Origin of the sequence: Methylomonas sp. LWB, assembly GCF_001856095.1 — a bacterium.
In the GTDB taxonomy this organism is placed as follows: domain Bacteria; phylum Pseudomonadota; class Gammaproteobacteria; order Methylococcales; family Methylomonadaceae; genus Methylomonas; species Methylomonas koyamae_A.
In genome coordinates this window covers 1-18,557 of the sequence record NZ_MKMC01000023.1, presented here as the reverse complement: position 1 = coordinate 18,557, position 18,557 = coordinate 1, and the positions used below count along the sequence as shown (strand labels likewise).

The window sequence follows — 18,557 nt, the reverse complement described above, 5'->3', positions numbered from 1 at the left end:
CCGCCTCTGCTCCGGCGAACTCGAACCCGGCCGCCGGCGTGACGGCGGTCGTGGTTAAGGCCGATGCCGGTCGATTGACCTTGCAATTGCTGCCCGCCGCCAACCCGGCATCGCCGATACCACCATCGCCAACGCCAACGCCACTGCTTTCGCCATCGCCATCGTTTTCGCCACCGCTTTCGGGCAATCCGACGGCCAGCCCGCCAAACCCGCGCGCCGATCTGATTACGCTGACCGACAAACAATGGACGTGGTCCCAGCCGGCCAGCGGCACCGGCAATGCGCCGACCAGCGTCTCCGCGCGGCCCGCGCCGGGCCAGACCGTAACGCTACACATCGTTAAAACCGCCGACGGGCCGATGGTCGCGCTATCGCCGCGCGGCGCGGATACCGAAGCCTTGGTCGCCGCCGCTTACAAACAACTGCTACCGATGCAAACCCCGCCGGCCCAGTTCGCCAGCCATCTGGCACGCGTGGTAACGGCCGACTTCGCCGGCGCGAATGTCGGTGAAACCCTGAAACGCGCCGCGCTCAATCTGCTGGCCGCGATTCCGCCCCGCGCGGCCTTGCTCGAACCCGCGCCGCTACGGCAAGCGATTCGCGGCTCCGGCCTGTTCATGGATAGTGACTGGTTCGGCGGCTCCCAGCCGGGGCCGGACCCATCGCCGCCTCCCGAGGACTTCAAGCTGAAGTTGAGCAAATTCGTGGCCTTGCTGCAGCGGGAACTGGCCGAACAAACCGCACTACCCGCCGCCGAGCGCGAACCGCTCAGCGAAACCCTGCAAAAAGCCCAGGGCGGCCTAGCCAAATTGACGCTCGATCAACTGAATTCGCTACCCAGGGACGACGCGACCAAACAGGTCTGGTTTCTGGAACTACCCTTCTTCAACGCCGACCAAGCCGACAGCCTGCGGCTGTGCATCGAACGCGACCAAACCGGCGGGAGCGAGGAACATAAGGATGCCTGGACCGTCAGCATTAGCCTAAGCCCGCCGCTTATTGGTACAATACATTGCAAAATTTCCTGCTACGACGGCAGCGTCAACACCCGCTTCTGGAGCGAGTCGCCCCGTACCGTCGAGCTGATCGACAGCCGCCTGCCCGAACTCAGGCAACAATTTGAACAAAAAGGATTAACGCCCGGATTTATGGACGCACAACAAGGCCGACCCGCCCAGCCCCAACCGCCCGCGTTACCGCCGCAAACGCTGTTAAGCGAAAAAGTTTGAACGCCCCGATGAAACCATTCCCGGCCACCCCTTCGCGCCGCGCGCCGACCGATTTCCGACCAGCCATCGGTCGCGAGCAAGCGTTGCGCCTGAACACCTATTCGAATACCCGACGGAGAATCACCGCATGACCAACCAAGTCACCCTGACCCAGTTCATCATCGAACAGCAGCGCGGACTGCCGGAGGCCTCGGGTACCTTCACGCTGTTGCTGAACAACATCGTCACCGCCTGCAAGCAAATCTCGCATCGGGTCAATTGCGGCGCGTTGATCGGCGTGTTGGGCAGCGCGGAATCGGAAAACGTCCAGGGCGAAGTCCAAAAAAAGCTGGACATCATCACCAACGACATCATGGTCCGGGCGCTGGATTGGAGCGGCTCGCTGGGCGGCATGGCCTCCGAGGAAATCAACGACCCGATCCAGATTCCCAAGCAATATCCCAAGGGCAAATACCTGGTGTTGTTCGATCCGTTGGACGGCTCATCCAACATCGACATCAATCTGACCGTCGGCACCATCTTCTCGATCCTACGCTGCCGGGAAGGCGTCGAGCCGGAACCCGAGGATTTTCTGCGCAAGGGTAGCGAACAAGTCTGCGCCGGCTTTGTGCTGTACGGCCCCTCGACGATGCTGGTGCTGACCACCGGCAACGGCGTCAACGGCTTTACGTTGGATCAGGACGTCGGCGAATTCATCCTGACCCACTGCAACATGAAGATTCCGGAAGACGCCAGCGAATTCGCGATCAACATGTCCAACCAGCGTTTCTGGGAAGCCCCGATCAAACGTTACGTCGACGAATGCGTCGCCGGCTCCGACGGCCCGCGCGAGCGCGACTTCAACATGCGCTGGGTGGCGTCGCTGGTCGCCGAGGTGTACCGGATTTTGAATCGCGGCGGCGTGTTCATGTACCCTTTCGATCTGCGCGACCCGGCTAAGCCCGGCAAGCTGCGCCTGCTGTACGAAGCCAATCCGATGGCCTTCATCATCGAACAGGCCGGCGGCGCCTGCAGCACCGGCCGGGAACGGGTACTGGACGTCAAGCCCACCAGCATCCATCAACGGGTGCCGTTGATCCTGGGCTCGAAAAACGAGGTGGAACGCATCGTCGGCTACCACCGGGACATGGACGGAGCAGCCTAATGAACAACCTGCAACATTGCGACTCGGCCGGCAGCGACGCCAAGGTCGTCGCCCTCAACAAACAAGTCAGTTGCGCCAATTGCAGCCTGGACAACATTTGCCTGCCGCGCGGCTTGTCGCAATCCGAGATCGCCAACATCAGCCAGGTCATCCGCGCCCGCAAAACCCTGCAACGCGGCGATTTCATCTACCGCGAGGGCGATAATTTTCGCGGCATTCTGGCGATCAAGTCCGGCAGCGCCAAACTGGTCGCCAACGACAACCACGGCAACGAACACATCCTGAATATATTGTTGCCCGGCGAACTGCTCGGCTTCGACGGCCTGTCCGGCGCCAAGCACGGCTGCGCGGCGATCGCGCTGGAAACCATGAGTTTCTGCATCCTGCCGGCCGACAGCATGGAAGAATTGTTTCAAAACGTACCCAGCCTGACCCGAGAACTGTTCCGCCATACCGGCGAAAAAATGATAGAGGACAAAAACCAGTTGGTGCTCAGCAAGCGCCCGGCCGAGGAAAGGTTGGCTTATTTCCTGATCAGCCTGTCCGAGCGTCTCAAGCGGCGCGGCTTCTCGTCGTCCGAATTCAAATTGTCGCTAACCCGCCAGGAAGTCGGCAACCACCTGGGTCTGGCGCTGGAAACGGTCAGCCGGATGCTGAAAAAATTTCAGGACGACGATCTGATCAGCGTGCAAAACCGCTTCATCGCCATCAAAAACCCGACCGCGCTCCGCAAACTGCTGCAATCGACCGATTGAACGACCGCTTGGCCGCGCCCGGCCTCTGGATCGCAATCCCGGCATTTTAGACTTTCAGCAGGCACGGATTCGCTTAAACGGTCCGAAACGGTCTCAGTTTTTGATGCCGACGCCTTTGTGCAGCAACCACAAACTCAGGCCTATCAGCAGCGCGATGACGCCGGCCGTCATTTCGAAGGCCAGCAGGATGGGAACGTCGCTGACACCTATCATGCCGTAGCGGAAGGCGTTGATCATGTACAGGATCGGATTGGCCCGAGCCACCTGTTGCCAGACCTCGGGTAACATCGCCACCGAATAGAACACGCCGCCCAGGTAGCTGAGCGGCGTCAGTACGAAGTTGGGGATGATGGAGATGTCGTCGAAGCTGTCGGCGAACACCGCGTTGATGAAGCCGGCCAGCGCGAACAAGGTCGCGGTCAACACGAACACCACGCAAACCAGGTCCCAGTGCAATACTTGGATTTTTGTAAACAGCATCGAAATCCCCGCCACCACCAAGCCGACCAGCACGCCGCGAGCGATGCCGCCGCACACATAGCCCGCCAAAATCACGTAATTCGGCACCGGCGCCACCAGCAATTCCTCGATATGGTGTTGAAACTTGGTCGAATAAAACGACGACACCACGTTGGAATAGGAATGGCTGATCACCGACATCAAAATAATGCCCGGTACGATGTAATCCATGTAGCTGACGCCGTGCACCAAGCCGATGCGCTCGCCGATCAGCTTGCCGAAGATCAAAAAGTACAATGCGGTCGTGATCGCCGGCGGCAACAAGGTTTGCGGCCAGATGCGAGTGAAGCGGCGAATCTCCTTGCCCAGGATCGTCCAAAACGCGACGGAGTACGTCATTGCACCAGGTCCATGAACATTTGCTCCAAGCGGTTGGATTTGTTTCTAAGGCTCAGCACTTCGATGCCCCGCGCCGACAACTCCTGAAACAGGCGGTTCAGCCCCAGCGCCTTGGGTACCGAAACGTCCAGCACGCGCTCCCCGGCCAACGCGATCGCGCAACCGGCAATGGCCGGCGCCTCGTGGAGCGGCTCGGCAATATCCAGCACGAAATGGTCGGTATGCAGCTTGGCCAGCAGATCGCTCATCGCCGAATGCTCAACGATCCGGCCATCGTCGATGATGGCGATGTTGCGGCACAGGCTTTCGGCTTCTTCCAGATAATGGGTGGTCAGGATGATCGTCGTCCCCTGCTGGTTGACCTCTTGCATCATGTCCCACATCGCCCGGCGAATCTCAATGTCGACGCCGGCGGTGGGCTCGTCCAGGATTAGCAGACGCGGCTCGTGCACCATGGCTCTGGCGATCATCAGCCGCCGTTTCATCCCGCCCGACAAGCGCCGCGATACGGTATCGCGCTTGTCCCATAACTCCATTTGCCGCAAACAGATTTCGGTGCGCCTCAGGGCTTGCTTGCGGGGAATGCCGTAGTAGCCGGCTTGGTTCAACACCACGCCATGCGTCGTCTCGAATTGATTGAAATTGACTTCCTGCGGTACCAAGCCGATACAGCGCTTGGCGCCGGCCGTGTCGCGATCCAAGTCGTGACCGAAGATTTCGACGGTCCCGCTGGACTTGTTGACCAGCGAACTGACGATGCCGATCAACGTGGATTTGCCGGCGCCATTCGGGCCGAGCAATGCGAAAAAATCGCCGAGTTCCACGTCCAAGTCCACGCCGTTCAAGGCCTGGAAGCCATTGTTATAGGTTTTTTTTAGGTTGCGGATGGATAAAGCCGTCATGCTCTAGTTTATAATGCCCGGCGGTAGTGATGACGTTCCGGCGCGGATCGCCGGCCGTAAAAGCAGTCGATTCTATCAGAATTGGCATTTACTCAGCAGCCAGAACAGGAATACTACTTTGCCATTTCCGATACCGACCAGCGTTGCCGCCGTGGACCTGGGTTCGAACAGCTTCCACATGATTATCTGCAGCTTGATGAACGGCAAACTACAAACCGTGGACCGTTTAAAGGAGATGGTGCGTCTGGCGGCGGGTCTGGATCAAAACCGCAATCTGGAACCGGCCACCCAGGAACGGGCGCTGGCCTGCCTGGAGCGATTCGGCCAACGTATCCGCAATTTTCCGCCGCACAGCGTGGCGATCGTCGGCACCAACACGTTGCGCATCGCCCGCAATTCCCAGCAATTCATCAACAAGGCCGAAAAAGCCCTGGGCCACCCGATCCACATCATTTCCGGCATCGAGGAAGCCCGTTTGATTTACCAGGGCGTCGCCCATAGCCTGGGCAGCGATGCCAACAATCGTTTCGTGATGGATATCGGCGGCAGCAGCACCGAATACATCATCGGCCGCGAAGATGTCGCCCATATCAAGGAAAGCCTGAACATGGGCTGCGTCACGGTCAGCCAAGCATTTTTCAAAAGCGGCAAAATCAACAAGAAAGCCTTTCGCAACGCGATGTTGTTTGCCGAACACCATTTGGAACCGTTTCAGGACACCTTCAACCGCAAGCAATGGGACGAGGCAATCGGCGCTTCCGGCAGTCTGAAAGCAGTCAGTAACGTATTGCAAACCTCCGGCTGGAGCAACAACGGCATTACGATGGCGGGACTGGACGCGCTGGTCGAACACCTGTTGAAACTGAACGATATTGCCGAGATCGACTTTCCGGCGCTCAGCATCGAGCGGCGGCCGGTTTTCATCGGCGCGGTAGCCATCGTCTACGCGACTTTCAAGACGCTGAACATCGAACAAATGACCGTCGCGGACGGTGCGCTGCGGGAAGGTTTGGTTTACGATTTGTTGGGTCGAATCTATAACCACGATATTCGCGGCCAAACCTGCGAATTGATAACCGCCCGCTACCACACCGATCGCCGCCACAGCGAACAACTTAAGGCCACTTTGCGCTACATGGCCGAACAACTGAACGACCACCCCAGCTTTGCGGACAACCCGGCGACGCTACAGTTTTTGGAATGGGCCGCCGATTTACACGAAATCGGTTTCGAGATTGCACACAGCCAGTATCATAAACACAGCGCTTACATCATCGAGAATGGCGATCTGGCCGGTTTTTCCAAACAAGATCAATTGTTGCTGGCGTCGCTGGTCCGCAGCCACCGGAAGAAATTCAAGGCCTGCCGCTTCGAAGACCTGCCCATGCCTTGGCGCCAACACGCGCCGATCATGGCGATCTTGTTCAGACTGGCCGCGCTACTGCATCGCAATCGGCATAGTCCGCGCCCTGACTTCAAACTGAACGTCGAAGATCGCGACATCCGGATCGATTTTCCGCAAGGCTGGCTCGAACAGGCGCCGTTAACCGACGCCGACCTTAGAAAAGAAATGCTGTATTTAAAGGAAAGCCGCTTCAATTTGATCTTCGATCAATGCTGAAACGCCTGCTCTATTCGCTACTGGGACTAGCGCTATCGATTACGATATTACTGTGTTTTGCATTGGATGACAGCCCATCGCCGCAAATCCAACAAAGCCTGAACCGCGACGACATCCAACGCGCCAAGCAATTGCTGAACGTTAGCGCCGATGAACGCGACTCTGTAAAAACAGTCAATTTAAACCAAAAAGACTTAAATATCGCGGTCAGCTATCTGCTTAACCACTTCGTCGAAAACACCACCCAGATTCAGTTGCTCAACGACCGCCTACAGGCGCAAATCGCGATTTTCGTACCGGAAAACCCGTGGGGCCGCTATTTGGACATCAACTTCAGCCTTCGGCAAGCCGACCGCGGTATCCGCATCAAATCCTTTAAAATCGGGGAAATATCCATCCCGGATCCGGCCGCGAATGTGCTGATACCCGCCATCGTGGAATACCCGCCCCTAAAAAAATATTGGCTGGTCGCCAGCCAATACGTGCAAAACGTCAGGATCACCCCGAACGCGCTGGAAATCAGTTATCTTGGCTCGGTGGTCGAATCGGCGAAGCAGTTGGCCATCCAAAAACATCGGGAATACCCCAATCTGCACCGCTATCAGCAGCAGATCAATACTATCGTCAGCCAACACGATCCGGCCTGGCGCTTGTCATTGATCGATCTGCTACAACCCTTGTTCGATTTTGCCTACCGCAATACCGAAGCAGCCGACGCGATTCGGGAAAACCGCGCGATCATTATCGCGGTCGGCAGTTACATTTATAAAAGCGAGCTACGCCGCTTTTTGCCGATCGGCTTGGTGTACAGCAAGGAACTTCCGGTCTACGCCTATAAACGCGTCGATATTCCGCAACATTTCATTGCATCGGCGCTACTGGCGGCGGTCGATGCCAAACTCTTAGGTGAACAACTTGGCGTGGACAAGGAATTGGGCGATGCGGAAAAAGGCAGCGGCTTTAGCTTTATCGACTTGAGCGCGGACCGGGCCGGTACCAAGTTCGGCACGCTGGCAATTTCGACTACCGAGCGGGCCAGGGAATTACAGAAGGTCCTCTCGCAAATCAAGGACTATTCCGCGATTATCCCCGACGTGCAAGACTTGCCCGAGCACATGGACGCCCAGACCTTCAAAAACCGTTACCAGACAGTTGGAAGTCCGAAATACGCCGCCACGGTAGCGGAAATCGACCGAAGGATTTCCGACTTACCGCTCTACCGCACCGACTAACGAAAAAACTCCGCTCCGATCCTGGCGAAGAGAACGAAACGTCCGCTACACCAGAATAACAAACGGGCAGTCGAGTTAATTAAAAATGGATTCGAACGAATAACCGTTGGTTTCCAGGATTTCTTTCAAGCGCTTTAAGCCATCCATCTGGATCTGTCTGACCCGCTCGCGAGTGACGCCCATTTCCAGCGCGACTTGTTCAAGGGTGGCGTTTTCGAAGCCGCACAGTCCGTACCGACGGCAAATCACTTCGCGTTGTTTTTCGCCTAGTTGATACACCCAATGGGTGACGTTGTTTTGAATGAAGTCTTCCTGCAGGATTTCCGCCGGACTGCGGCTCTCTTCCTCGGAAATGGTTTCCAATAAAGGCTTGTCGAAATCCTTACCGAACGATACGTCGACCGAAGTCACTCTCTCATTCAGTTTCAGCATTTTGCTGACGGTTTTCGCGGGTTTGTCCAAATGTTTGGCAATTTCGTCCACGGTGGGCTCGTGATCGAGTTGTTGCGCCAAACTGCGTTGAGCCTTCAGGTAAACGTTCATTTCCTTGACGATGTGAATCGGCAAGCGAATCGTGCGGGTCTGATTCATGATAGCCCGTTCTATCGTTTGTCTGATCCACCATGTCGCATAGGTGGAAAACCTGAATCCGCGATCGGGATCGAATTTTTCGACTGCCCGAATCAAACCGAGATTGCCTTCCTCGATCAGATCCAGCAGCGGAAGGCCACGGTTTAAGTAGCGCCTGGAAATTTTCACAACCAGACGCAAATTGCTTTCAATCATGATTTTGCGGGCTTGAGGATCGCCTTGTTGCGTGCGCCGACCGTAAATTTTTTCTTCATCGGCGGTCAGCAGTTGGGATTTGCTAAGTTCGTTAAGATAGGCTCGGGTCGCGTCGAAAGTCCCTTCGTTTTGCGAGTCGCTGGTGTCGATTTCCGCTAGTTTGAACGTTTCCGCGGAATCGACCTCTTCGATTTCGTCCTCCACTTCATCGAAAGAAATGAAATCGGGCATATCCATGTCTTTTATTACATCTATCGCTTCTTCCATCATGATTAGTCTCCCAGGTATTTGGCTTGCTGATTCAGTTATTGTTCTGTTCGGGCCGTCCCTAATAGGGAATCGGCCTTCAATCTCAAATACGGATTAGAGTGCAATCCTTACGTCGCCTAGTCCGGCCCGATAGGACGGTCCGACCAACTGCAACCCTCATCTCCCTTTTTTTTCGCCTTAGCATAAACTCAGAAATTATCCCTGTTTACGGCGAGCGCCAGTATAACTTTAATTTTTTTATCCTATGAGTTGAATTTCCAGGTTTTTTTGTGGCTCACATCTCCTTTTTGGAATTGATCCGGCGACTGCAGAATATCGAAACCGCGACTATTTCACACTAAGTTCAAAATCAAAATCTGACTTCGATCAGATTTATCTTTCGTTCAGAGTGATGCGCTTCACATAAATTCGAAATTCAAACTCAATAGCGGTTTGGCACGATGCCGTCACGATCAGTTTTTCAGCAGCACCCGCTTCGCCAAATTAATCCGCGCGGCCAAATAGTCGGACCCACCACGGTCGGGATGCACCCGCGAAATCAGCTTGCGATGGGCCTGCACAATGTCGGCCTGACTGGCGCCGATTTTCAGCCCCAAAACCTCCAGGGCTTCCGCCTCGCTCATTGCAGCGGTCTTACCGCCGCGCCCTTGCCCTGAGCCAGCCTGCCCCGACCGACCGGAATCGCGGCGACTGGTTTGAAACCAAAGCCACAAGCGCTGCAATTGCGGCGCCGCTCTGATCAATATCGGTAAACCGCGCCAGACAAACGCCGCCGCCACACCCAGCGCGCCGAACAACCAACCCAGACGACCGCTCAACGCTAAAACCGCCAACAGTAGGACGCCGCCAATCGTCAACCATTGACGCAATTTGTCGCCCGATGGTTTAGCCGGCAACGCCATCCACCAACGTACCGCGAAAAACAAGCCGACCACCAGCAATAACAAAACGATGCGTATCACCCCACCTCCGGACCGCCACCCAAGGCTAGCCATAATACCTTAGAATACCCGGCTTTCTTGCGCTTCCGAGACCCGCGATGCTTCAGCCGCCGCCGCTGTTGGGATTCGCCGCCTACAGCGGCACCGGCAAAACCACGCTATTGACCCGTCTGTTGCCGCTGCTCAAGGCAAACCGGCTGAAGGTCGGCGTGATCAAGCACAGTCACCACGATTTCGAAATCGACCAACCCGGCAAGGACAGTTACCGGCTCAGACTAGCCGGCGCGACACCGGTCATGTTGGTATCTCGCTTCCGACGCGCGATCATCAGCGAATTGTCGGCCGCTACCGAGGTTACGCTAGCCGAGCAATTAGCGGCATTTCCTAGCGCCGGCCTAGACTTGATTTTGGTGGAAGGCTTTCGAGACGAACGCTATCCCAAAATCGAATTGCACCGATCGGCGCTGGGCAAACCGTTGCTGTATCCGAGCGATCCCAGCATTATCGCAATTGCCTGCGATACCCGACTGCGGCCAGAACCGCCGATACCCAAACTCGACCTGAACGACCCGTCGGCGATTGCCGACTTTATTCTCAACACCTATTTGAGCTCGCTATCGTGACCAACCTTTGTTACCCAAGCCATAAACCGTTACTCAGCGCCGAACAAGCCTTGGAGCGGATCGCCTCGGCAATAATCCCGCTATCGGAAACCGAAACAGTCGCGCTGTCGGACGCACTTGGCCGTGTGATCGCGGAAAGTCCGCAAGCGCCTCAAGATATTCCGCCGCAAGCCAACGCGGCGATGGACGGTTACGGTTTAAACAGCGCGCAGATATTGCCGAGTCAAACCTTCCGCTTGCGCGTCGTCGGTACTGCGTGGGCCGGCCAACCCTTCGTCGGCGAACTGGCGGATGGCGAATGCGTCAGAATATTCACCGGCGCGGTGGTACCCGACGGGGTCGATAGCGTGGTCCAGCAAGAGCAAGTCGATAGGGACGGCAAGTTTGCGCTGTTCGGCGCCGATTGTCCCGCCGGCAGAAACGTCCGCGCCATCGGTAGCGACGTGCATCGCGGCGATACCTTGATCAGCGCGCCGAAAAAATTGACCGCCAGCGATCTGGCCTTGTTGGCCGGCGCCGGCATCGCCGACATTCGCGCCCATCGCCGTTTGAATATCGGCTTTTTCTCGACTGGCGACGAATTGACACCGCTCGGAGAGCCATTGGGACACGGCAAAATCTACGACAGCAACCGCTATCTGCTATCCGGCCTGTTGGCCGACGCCAACCATCGAGTCGTCGATCTTGGCATCGTCAGAGACGATCCGGCTCTGCTCGAGCAAACCTTGCTCGACGCCGCCGATCGTTTCGATGTCGTCTTGTCCACCGGCGGCGCCTCGGTCGGCGACGCCGATTACGTTCAAGAAACCCTGGCCAAATGCGGCCAGGTCGAGTTCTGGAAATTGGCGATCAAACCCGGCAAGCCGCTAGCTTTCGGCAAAATCGGCGCCAGCTGGTTTTTCGGACTACCGGGCAACCCGGCCGCCGTATTGGTCACTTTCCGGAAGTTCGTGGCGCCGGCCTTGCGTCAACTGGCCGGCGAACCGGCCGCCGGGCCTTTGCAATTGCTGGCCCGTTGCGACAGCCGGCTGAAAAAATCGGCCGGCCGTCAGGAATATCAACGCGGCATCGTCAGCCAAATCGCGCCGGGCCGGTACGCAGTCAAGCTCGCGGGCGGCCAAGAGTCGCATCAATTGACAGTAGCCAGTCACGCCAACTGCTTCATCGTGCTAGACGCAGACTGTGCCGGCGTCAAACCGGGCGAGTCAGTCATCGTCGAGCCCTTCAGCACCAACTTGCCACCGCTCTGATTCCGACTCGGCCGCCGGCAACTTTTCAGCCCTGCAACGCATCCAACTCGTCCCAACGGCTGTAAGCGGCGGCCAGTTCGGTTTCGACCGCCTGCAATTCCGCCAGACTGGCCGCGACGGCCTCTTGCGTTTGCTTGTAAAACTCGCCGCCGCCGATCGTCGCGGTCAGTTCGGCTTGGCGGCTTTCCAGTTGTTCGATGCGTTCCGGCAGTTGCTCCAGCTCGCGCAGTTCCTTGAAGCTGAGTTTCTTGGCCGGCGCGGTTTTGGGCTTGTCTTTCTTGGCCGCCGCTTCGGCGACTTTCGCCACCTCGGCTTGTTGTTTTTTATTGCGCTCGGACAGCGCAAACCAATCGGCGTAACCGCCGATGTATTCCTCCACCCTGCCCTCGCCCTCGAACACCAACACGCTGGTCACCACGTTATCCAGAAACTCGCGGTCGTGGCTGACCAGCAATAAGGTGCCCTGGTACTCGACCAGTTTTTCCTCGAGGATTTCCAGGGTTTCCAAATCCAGGTCGTTAGTCGGTTCGTCCATAACGATCAAATTGGCCGGCTTGGTAAACAAGCGCGCCAACAGCAAGCGGTTTTTCTCGCCGCCGGATAGACTCTTGACCGGCGAACGAGCCCGCGCCGGCGCGAACAGAAAGTCGGCCAGATAACTCATCACATGGCGCCGGCCGCCGGGCAGGTCGATGAATTCGCCGCCGTCGAGCACGCTGTCGGCCACCGAGATTTCAGGGTCGAGCTGTTCGCGCAATTGGTCGAAATAGGCGATTTGCAGATTGGTACCCAGTTCGACCGTGCCTTGCGTCGGCTGCAACTGACCGAGCAACAGCTTCAACAAGGTCGATTTGCCGGCGCCGTTGTTGCCGATCAAACCGATCTTGTCGCCGCGATCGATGCGAAGCGAGAAATCACGGATGATAGTGCGGTCGCCATAGCTGAACTCGACATCGACCGCCTCGATGACCTTCTTGCCGGATACCTCACCCTTATTCAACGATAGTTTGGCGGTGCCCTGGGTGTTGCGGCGCTCGGCGCGTTCGGCGCGCAATTTTTTCAGCGCCCGTACCCGGCCTTCGTTGCGGGTGCGTCTGGCCTTGATACCTTGGCGTATCCAGACCTCCTCCTTGGCCAGCTTCTTGTCGAATTCTGCATTCTGATTGGCTTCGTCTTCCAGTGCCGCCGCCTTGCGCACCAGGTAATCCTGATAATTGCCGGCCCACGACGTCAACTGACCGCGATCCAAATCGATGATGCGGGTCGCCAGTTTTTGTAAAAAAGCCCGGTCGTGGGTCACGAACAGCACCGCGCCGGCGAAGTTCAGCAACTGCTCTTCCAGCCAGGTGATACTTTCGAAGTCCAGATGGTTGGTCGGCTCGTCGAGCAGCAACACCTCCGGATCAATCACCAAGGCCCGCGCCAAGGCCACTCGCCGCTTCCAGCCGCCGGACAGACTACTAACCTTAAGGTCGGCCGGCAATTGCAAGCGGCTCAATACCGCCTCGACCCGCTGTTGAAACTGCCAGCCGTTGGCGGCTTCCAATTTGTGCTGGACTTCGCCCAGCGCGTCCAACCCAGCTTCGCTGCCGTCCATGTGCGTCAACAACTCGTGGTAGCGGGCAATTAGTCCGCCCAATTCACCCAAACCTCCTGCCACGGCTTCGTAGATGGTGTCGCCGTCATTCAGATTCGGCTGCTGTTCCAGCCAAGCCAACCGCAATTCCGGCTGCTTCCAAAGCTCGCCGCCGTCGGCATGAATGTCGCCGGCGATGATTTTCATCAACGTCGATTTGCCCTCGCCGTTGCGGCCCAACAGCCCGACCCGCTCGCCAGGATCGAGCTGAAAATCGGCATGATCGAGCAAGGCATGGGTGCCGAAGGCGATGGAAACGTTGGTCAGGCGAATTAAAGGCATAGCTGTTGTAGGTAGCGGCGGAGTAAGTCCAGGGTCAGCCAGGCTGATTGGGTTTGTTTGGTGGTTGCGGTGCCGGCCAGGGTATGCTGTTTGCCATACCAGCCGGCTGGGCTTAGCAGACCATTATAAAGGACGATGGCGGCATCGCGGTTGCGGTAATCGTCCAGGCTGCCTCGATACAGCTGCACCAAGGCCAGATCCGCGCCACGCGCTTGCAGGCTTTCGGCCAGTCGTTGCGCAACCAGTTCGAGAGGCTCGTTCTCGGTAGAAACCTCTAATTGCCGGCCGGCTTGAGCCGCATCGCGACAGACTAAGGTTGAATCCAACCAGGCGTAAGACTGGCATTCGGCCGCCAGCCGGCCGCCGCTGGCGGTTTCCAGTATCGCCACGCGGCTATCGGCTGGTAGCAATCGATCGACAACCGTCGGTAAATCGCCGCCCGCTTCGCCGTCCAGACCATCGATCGCAAACACGCAGTCGCCGATCGCCGCGCTTACCCGGCCGGCCCAGTCGCGAATATCGGCCAGCGGAAAGTCGGCCGCAAACAACAACTTGGTCTGCACCTCGTCCGGCGCGGCTCTAAACCCCAGTTGCACGCCGCCGGGTAATGGAATACCGGCCAAGGTTTGCTGTATCGCCGACTCGCCGATCCCAACGCTGCGCAACATCACCAAGCGATCCGGCAACAACCTGAAGCGTTGCTGCAACTGCCGCCCCACGTCGGCAAACAGCGTTTTCATTTCCATCGGTACGCCCGGCAAAAAGGCGAACCAACAACGGCCGATTTGCAACGAGAATCCCGGCGCGGTGCCGACCGGATTATCGATGCGCACCGCACCACGCGGCAAATACGCCTGTTTGCGGTTGGCGGCCGGCATGACCCGCCGCCGATTGGCGTAATAGCGTTCGATATGGCTCAAGGCTTGCTCGTCCAGCACCAGCGGTAGATCGGCGGCGATGCCGACCGCTTCGGCGGTCAAATCGTCGACGGTAGGCCCCAGACCGCCGGTGCAGACGCAACAATCGGCGCGGCCGGCGATCTCTCGAACCAACGCTACCAGATCGTCCAGTTTGTCGCCGACCGCGGTGTGCCGAGTCACGCTGAAACCCAGCTCCACCAAGCGTTGCGACAACCAGGCGGCGTTGCTGTCCACCACCTGGCCGGTGACGACTTCCTCGCCTTGCGAAAACACTTCGGCAATGGCCTTCATAACACCTCGAACCAAAACGGCAAACTAAACAAACTCAGTCCGGTCGTGACGGTCACCGCCGTGGCATACAACGAACTATCCAGTTGGTAGCGGTCGCACAGCACCACGCCCAACACCATGCTCGGCATCGCGATATCCAAAATCGCCGCCGCCCGAAACGGATTTTCGAGCTGCAAGACATCCGCGATGTAAATGCCGGCCCACGGAAACCACATTAATTTAATAAGCACCACCGGCGGGATATAGGGCAGATTGCGCCACCTTACCGCTCGCCAACTCAAGGCCAATCCCAACGAAAAGATCATCAGCGGCGCCACCGCGGCCGACAGCATCGTCAGCAATCCGGCCAACCACAACGGTGCGGACAGGTGATTCAGATTCAAAACCACCGCCAGCAAGGCCGCCCAAAACGGCGGCGCGTTAAAAAATCCCAGCCGGGACTTGGGCTGGTCAGTTTCGGCGGCGCCGTAGTGGCGCGCCAGCAGGATACCGACCGTGAACACCATCGGCGCCGCCGCGAACAAGTCCATCTGTATCACCACCGAGCGCGACCACCCGCCGTAGGCTTGCTCCAGCACCGGCAATCCCAGATAGGTGGTGTTCGGAAACGCCGCGGCAAGTATCATCGCACCGGTCTGGGGCCGATGGAAACGGAGCAGCTTGGCGATCAACCCGCTGACGAAAACCGCCAACAAGATGCTGGAACAACCCAACAGGCTGAATTTCAACGACTGCCAGCCGATGTCGGCCTTCCACAGTACCTCCAGCACCATGGCCGGCAATAAAAAATAATAAACGACGCTGGTCAACACCAGGCGGGTTTGGTCGGCCGCGAGTTTATTCGGGCACAGGACTCTCCAGGCCGCGCCGCACAGCATTAGCACGGTCATCTGGATCAAAGTGGTCGTCATTTAGGGATTTAGTTCGATGGGCAATGTCGGCAGTATAGGCAAAAACCCCTTCCGAATCGAACGCCGCAGCGACTTGTCGCAAACCCGACATTTGTCGAGACCGCCACGCGCCGGCACCCGGCAAACCTCGGCAAATCGGCATTCCCGCGCTTGGTATCGCTCTTGCTTAATCGCTAATAATTTGTGTAGCCCCGGAATCGCCATGACAAACCGCCCAACTCACCGCCGCGCGACCACCTCGGACCCTGGAGTTCGCCGATGAGCGCGACGCCGCTGCAAATCGCCGTCGCCACCAAGGACGGCATCTCTATCAACGAACATTTCGGTCACGCCAAACACTTTGCGATCTATCGCTTGACGCCGGACCATTGCGAGCACCTGGAAAGCCGCGACGTCGATCATTACTGCCACGGCCAACACGGCGATCAGAACGCGCTGGCCGGCATACTGGAAACCATCAAGGATTGCGACGCCGTGTTCGTGGCGCGCATCGGCGACGGCCCGACCGCCAAGGTGAACGCCATCGGCGTCGCGGCGGTCGCCGACTACGCCTATCTGGCGGTCGAGGAGTCGTTACTCGATTACGCCAAACGGCTTGCCGCCGGCGAGGCCGTCGGATGACGCCGGAAACCGTAGCCGCCTGGGTGGAGGCGCACCCGCTGACCCCGCTGCATGTCGATTGCGCAGTGACGGTGATGCTGAAAATCATCGACGGCAAATGCAAAATGCGCGCCGACGAAAAAGTCGTGATGAGTTTGTTGTACGACCAAATCCGCGACCTGCCCGGTCAGTTGTTGGAGCCGGAGTTGCATGCATTGATCGCGACGGCCCGCGCCGCGCCGGACGACGAAGATCTGAAGAACGGAATCTACGAAAAGCGCTTGTTCGCCGAAACGGCGCTCTCCAGACCGGTGATGAAAGGCTTCAAGGCCATGCTTCGCGAGCAAGGGTTGTTGGAAAAACGCCAGAAAGATGAGGATGCGGACACTTGATGCACCGAGCTTAACCCGATTCTACCGTACCCGCCTCGAGCCTGCGCCATTGCCCGCAATCCGCGCGACTAGCTTTCACTCGAAAAAGTCAAAACTCATCTGCCCGCCGGCCGCCGGCTTGCGGAATAAGTCGGTGCGGAGCGGCGGCAACCCGCGTTCCAGGCCGAGTTTTTTCCGGATTAACCCGAAGCGCTGCGCAATCAAATCGGCGTAGACACCCTCGCCGCGCAAACGCCGATGAAAGCTCGGGTCGTAGACCTTGCCGCCCCGGCTGTCGCGCACCCGGTTCATCACGTGCTCGGCCTTCAGCGGGTAATGCTCGCGCAACCATTCCTCGAATAAGTCGGCCACTTCCAGCGGCAGGCGCAGCAGAATGTATTCCGCGCTGATCGCTCCGGCCCGCTTCGCGGCCGACACGATGGCTTCCAATTCGTAATCGGTCAACACCGGAATCAACGGCGCAACCATCACGCCGACCGGCACGCCGGCTTCGCTCAAACGAGTCAGCGTTTCCAAGCGGCGCTCGGGCGCGGCGGCGCGCGGCTCCAGCGTCCGCGCCAAGCGGCGATCCAGCGTCGTGATCGACAAGCACACCGACGCCAAGCCCTGGCCGGCCATCTCGGCCAGGATGTCGATATCCCGTTCGATCAGCGCCGATTTGGTGACGATGCCGACCGGATGCCGGGTTTCCCGCAGCACTTCCAAAATGTCGCGCATGGTGCGCTGGCGGCGCTCCAGCGGCTGGTAGGGATCGGTATTGGTACCCAGCGCCAGCGGCGCGCAACGGTATTGGCGCTTGCCGAGTTCTTCGCGCAGCAACGTCGCGGCGTCGGGTTTGACCAGGATGCGGCTTTCGAAATCCAACCCCGGCGAATAGCCCAGATACGCGTGGGTCGGCCGCGCGAAACAATACACGCAACCGTGTTCGCAACCCCGGTACGGGTTGACGGAACGGTCAAACGGAATATCCGGCGAATCGTTGTAGGTGATCACCGATTTGCTGGCATCGACGATGATTTCGGTCGCCAGCGGCGGCAAGTCGACGTCCAAGCTCCCCCAGCCGTCGTCCTCGGCCTGGCTTCGTTGTTTTTCGTAGCGGCCGGCAGCATTGCTGACGGCACCGCGACCTTTGTGAATCAGAAGCTTGGACATGACAAAAACCAAAGGAAGAAGCGCGTGCGCGCCCTTGGATTCCGGACGGCCGGTCGTCTAGCGCGGCAAACGCTCGGTTGGGCGACTTCATCTATCTTGGCAAACTTCGAAGCGGCGCGCAAAGCATTTTCGGCCATCGAACTTCCACAGCGCCTAGGTGCGATCCGCCGGGTAGCCGTTTCGAATTTGCCTACCCAAACTGGATAGCGACTCAAAATGGTCTAAGCTAATCCGAGAAAAACCGTAAGCCCCGGCCAAAGCCTAGCGTTTCGCGAAGCGCGGACAAATTTGATCGAACGCGCGCTACGGCCCGCCGCAGCGTTCCGCCCACATTTCCGACCTTCAACGACATCCACGGAGAAACCCCATGACTGTTAAACAGAGACTTTTACTCCTATCGTCGTCCGCCATGCTGGGCTTGGTCGGACTGGCGCTGTTAGGCTATATCCAGCTCGCGAAAGTTTACGACGCGGCGAGTTATGCCGGCGTCAACACGGTACCGACCTATCGGATATTTTTCGAGATTCGAAAACAACTGGCCGATTTGAGGGAATATTCGTTGTTTCACGTCATCATCACCGATCCGGCCGGCATGGCGACATTGGAGCCGAAAATCGCCGAAGCCCGCGCGAAATTGGACGACACGTTGAAGCGCTATACCTTGGACGCCTGCAACGGCGCCAGTTGCCTTTCGGACGCCAAGGAACAGGCCATGCTCGACAACGTTAAATCGCTATTGGCGGCATACGATATTCCGCGTCT

At 58.0% G+C, this 18,557-nt stretch carries 18 protein-coding genes; 10 read left to right on the top strand and 8 right to left on the bottom strand.

Annotated elements, in window-relative coordinates; all coding sequences use genetic code 11:
- The 3 genes from BJL95_RS10770 to BJL95_RS10760 form a co-directional block, all read left to right on the top strand.
- On the top strand, positions 1 to 1,229 hold a 1,229-nt coding region (locus BJL95_RS10770), incomplete at its 5' end, for a flagellar hook-length control protein FliK (protein WP_217631677.1).
- A 127-nt stretch (positions 1,230 to 1,356) separates the two neighbouring features.
- Positions 1,357 to 2,373: a class 1 fructose-bisphosphatase gene (locus tag BJL95_RS10765; RefSeq protein ID WP_071157865.1), complete on the top strand. Its 1,017-nt coding sequence runs from the start codon at positions 1,357 to 1,359 to the stop codon at positions 2,371 to 2,373.
- The gene (locus BJL95_RS10760) at positions 2,373 to 3,128 is read left to right on the top strand and encodes a helix-turn-helix domain-containing protein (RefSeq protein WP_064028657.1); all 756 of its coding nucleotides are present in this window, start codon (positions 2,373 to 2,375) and stop codon (positions 3,126 to 3,128) included. The genes BJL95_RS10765 and BJL95_RS10760 overlap by 1 nt, the downstream gene beginning before the upstream one ends.
- A gap of 93 nt (positions 3,129 to 3,221) precedes the next feature.
- On the opposite strand, the gene BJL95_RS10755 is transcribed toward BJL95_RS10760, so the two are convergent.
- On the bottom strand, positions 3,222 to 3,986 hold the full coding sequence (locus tag BJL95_RS10755) for an ABC transporter permease (RefSeq protein WP_064028655.1): 765 nt from the start codon (positions 3,984 to 3,986) through the stop codon (positions 3,222 to 3,224).
- A complete protein-coding gene (locus BJL95_RS10750) occupies positions 3,983 to 4,888 on the bottom strand; it encodes an ABC transporter ATP-binding protein (protein ID WP_071157863.1) in 906 nt (301 codons plus the stop codon). Before BJL95_RS10750 ends, BJL95_RS10755 begins: the two co-directional genes overlap by 4 nt.
- A 118-nt stretch (positions 4,889 to 5,006) precedes the next feature.
- Here BJL95_RS10750 and ppx point away from each other — a divergent pair, with 118 nt between their 5' ends.
- Together ppx and BJL95_RS10740 are read left to right on the top strand one after the other, a co-directional pair.
- Complete coding sequence (gene ppx, locus BJL95_RS10745) at positions 5,007 to 6,509, top strand: exopolyphosphatase (protein WP_071158409.1); 1,503 nt, start codon at positions 5,007 to 5,009, stop codon at positions 6,507 to 6,509.
- Positions 6,503 to 7,741 (top strand): hypothetical protein, encoded by a 1,239-nt coding sequence (locus BJL95_RS10740; protein ID WP_064028651.1) that lies wholly within the window; start codon positions 6,503 to 6,505, stop codon positions 7,739 to 7,741. Before ppx ends, BJL95_RS10740 begins: the two co-directional genes overlap by 7 nt.
- A 75-nt stretch (positions 7,742 to 7,816) precedes the next feature.
- On the opposite strand, the gene rpoS is transcribed toward BJL95_RS10740, so the two are convergent.
- Complete coding sequence (rpoS, locus tag BJL95_RS10735; RefSeq protein ID WP_064028649.1) at positions 7,817 to 8,797, bottom strand: RNA polymerase sigma factor RpoS; 981 nt, start codon at positions 8,795 to 8,797, stop codon at positions 7,817 to 7,819.
- A 452-nt stretch (positions 8,798 to 9,249) separates the two neighbouring features.
- Positions 9,250 to 9,759, bottom strand: a complete 510-nt coding sequence (locus tag BJL95_RS10730; protein ID WP_071157861.1) for a hypothetical protein — start codon at positions 9,757 to 9,759, stop codon at positions 9,250 to 9,252.
- A gap of 77 nt (positions 9,760 to 9,836) precedes the next feature.
- Here BJL95_RS10730 and mobB point away from each other — a divergent pair, with 77 nt between their 5' ends.
- Entirely contained in the window at positions 9,837 to 10,361 is a 525-nt protein-coding gene (gene mobB / locus BJL95_RS10725; protein WP_071157859.1) for a molybdopterin-guanine dinucleotide biosynthesis protein B, read from the top strand.
- Complete coding sequence (gene glp / locus BJL95_RS10720; RefSeq protein ID WP_071157857.1) at positions 10,358 to 11,611, top strand: gephyrin-like molybdotransferase Glp; 1,254 nt, start codon at positions 10,358 to 10,360, stop codon at positions 11,609 to 11,611. Before mobB ends, glp begins: the two co-directional genes overlap by 4 nt.
- Before the next feature lie 25 nt (positions 11,612 to 11,636).
- Here glp and BJL95_RS10715 read toward each other — a convergent pair whose 3' ends face one another.
- The 3 genes from BJL95_RS10715 to BJL95_RS10705 are packed head-to-tail and all read right to left on the bottom strand — an operon-like array spanning position 11,637 to position 15,651.
- Positions 11,637 to 13,529 carry an ATP-binding cassette domain-containing protein gene (locus BJL95_RS10715; protein ID WP_071157855.1) on the bottom strand — a complete coding sequence of 631 codons (1,893 nt, stop codon included), beginning with the start codon at positions 13,527 to 13,529 and terminating at the stop codon, positions 11,637 to 11,639.
- Positions 13,520 to 14,740: a competence/damage-inducible protein A gene (locus BJL95_RS10710; protein WP_071157853.1), complete on the bottom strand. Its 1,221-nt coding sequence runs from the start codon at positions 14,738 to 14,740 to the stop codon at positions 13,520 to 13,522. The genes BJL95_RS10715 and BJL95_RS10710 overlap by 10 nt, the downstream gene beginning before the upstream one ends.
- A complete protein-coding gene (locus BJL95_RS10705) occupies positions 14,737 to 15,651 on the bottom strand; it encodes an AEC family transporter (protein ID WP_071157851.1) in 915 nt (304 codons plus the stop codon). Before BJL95_RS10705 ends, BJL95_RS10710 begins: the two co-directional genes overlap by 4 nt.
- A gap of 258 nt (positions 15,652 to 15,909) precedes the next feature.
- Between BJL95_RS10705 and BJL95_RS10695 the strand changes: the two genes are divergently transcribed.
- Together BJL95_RS10695 and BJL95_RS10690 are read left to right on the top strand one after the other, a co-directional pair.
- A complete protein-coding gene (locus BJL95_RS10695) occupies positions 15,910 to 16,272 on the top strand; it encodes a NifB/NifX family molybdenum-iron cluster-binding protein (protein WP_071157847.1) in 363 nt (120 codons plus the stop codon).
- Positions 16,269 to 16,643, top strand: a complete 375-nt coding sequence (locus tag BJL95_RS10690; RefSeq protein WP_071157845.1) for a hypothetical protein — start codon at positions 16,269 to 16,271, stop codon at positions 16,641 to 16,643. Before BJL95_RS10695 ends, BJL95_RS10690 begins: the two co-directional genes overlap by 4 nt.
- Positions 16,644 to 16,718: 75 nt before the next feature.
- On the opposite strand, the gene BJL95_RS10685 is transcribed toward BJL95_RS10690, so the two are convergent.
- Positions 16,719 to 17,795, bottom strand: coding sequence for a PA0069 family radical SAM protein (locus BJL95_RS10685; protein ID WP_071157843.1), 1,077 nt, complete (start codon positions 17,793 to 17,795; stop codon positions 16,719 to 16,721).
- A 367-nt stretch (positions 17,796 to 18,162) separates the two neighbouring features.
- On the opposite strand from BJL95_RS10685, the gene BJL95_RS10680 reads away from it, so the two are divergent.
- Positions 18,163 to 18,557 (top strand): MCP four helix bundle domain-containing protein (locus BJL95_RS10680; protein WP_175463700.1); only part of this gene is annotated, 395 nt, incomplete at its 3' end.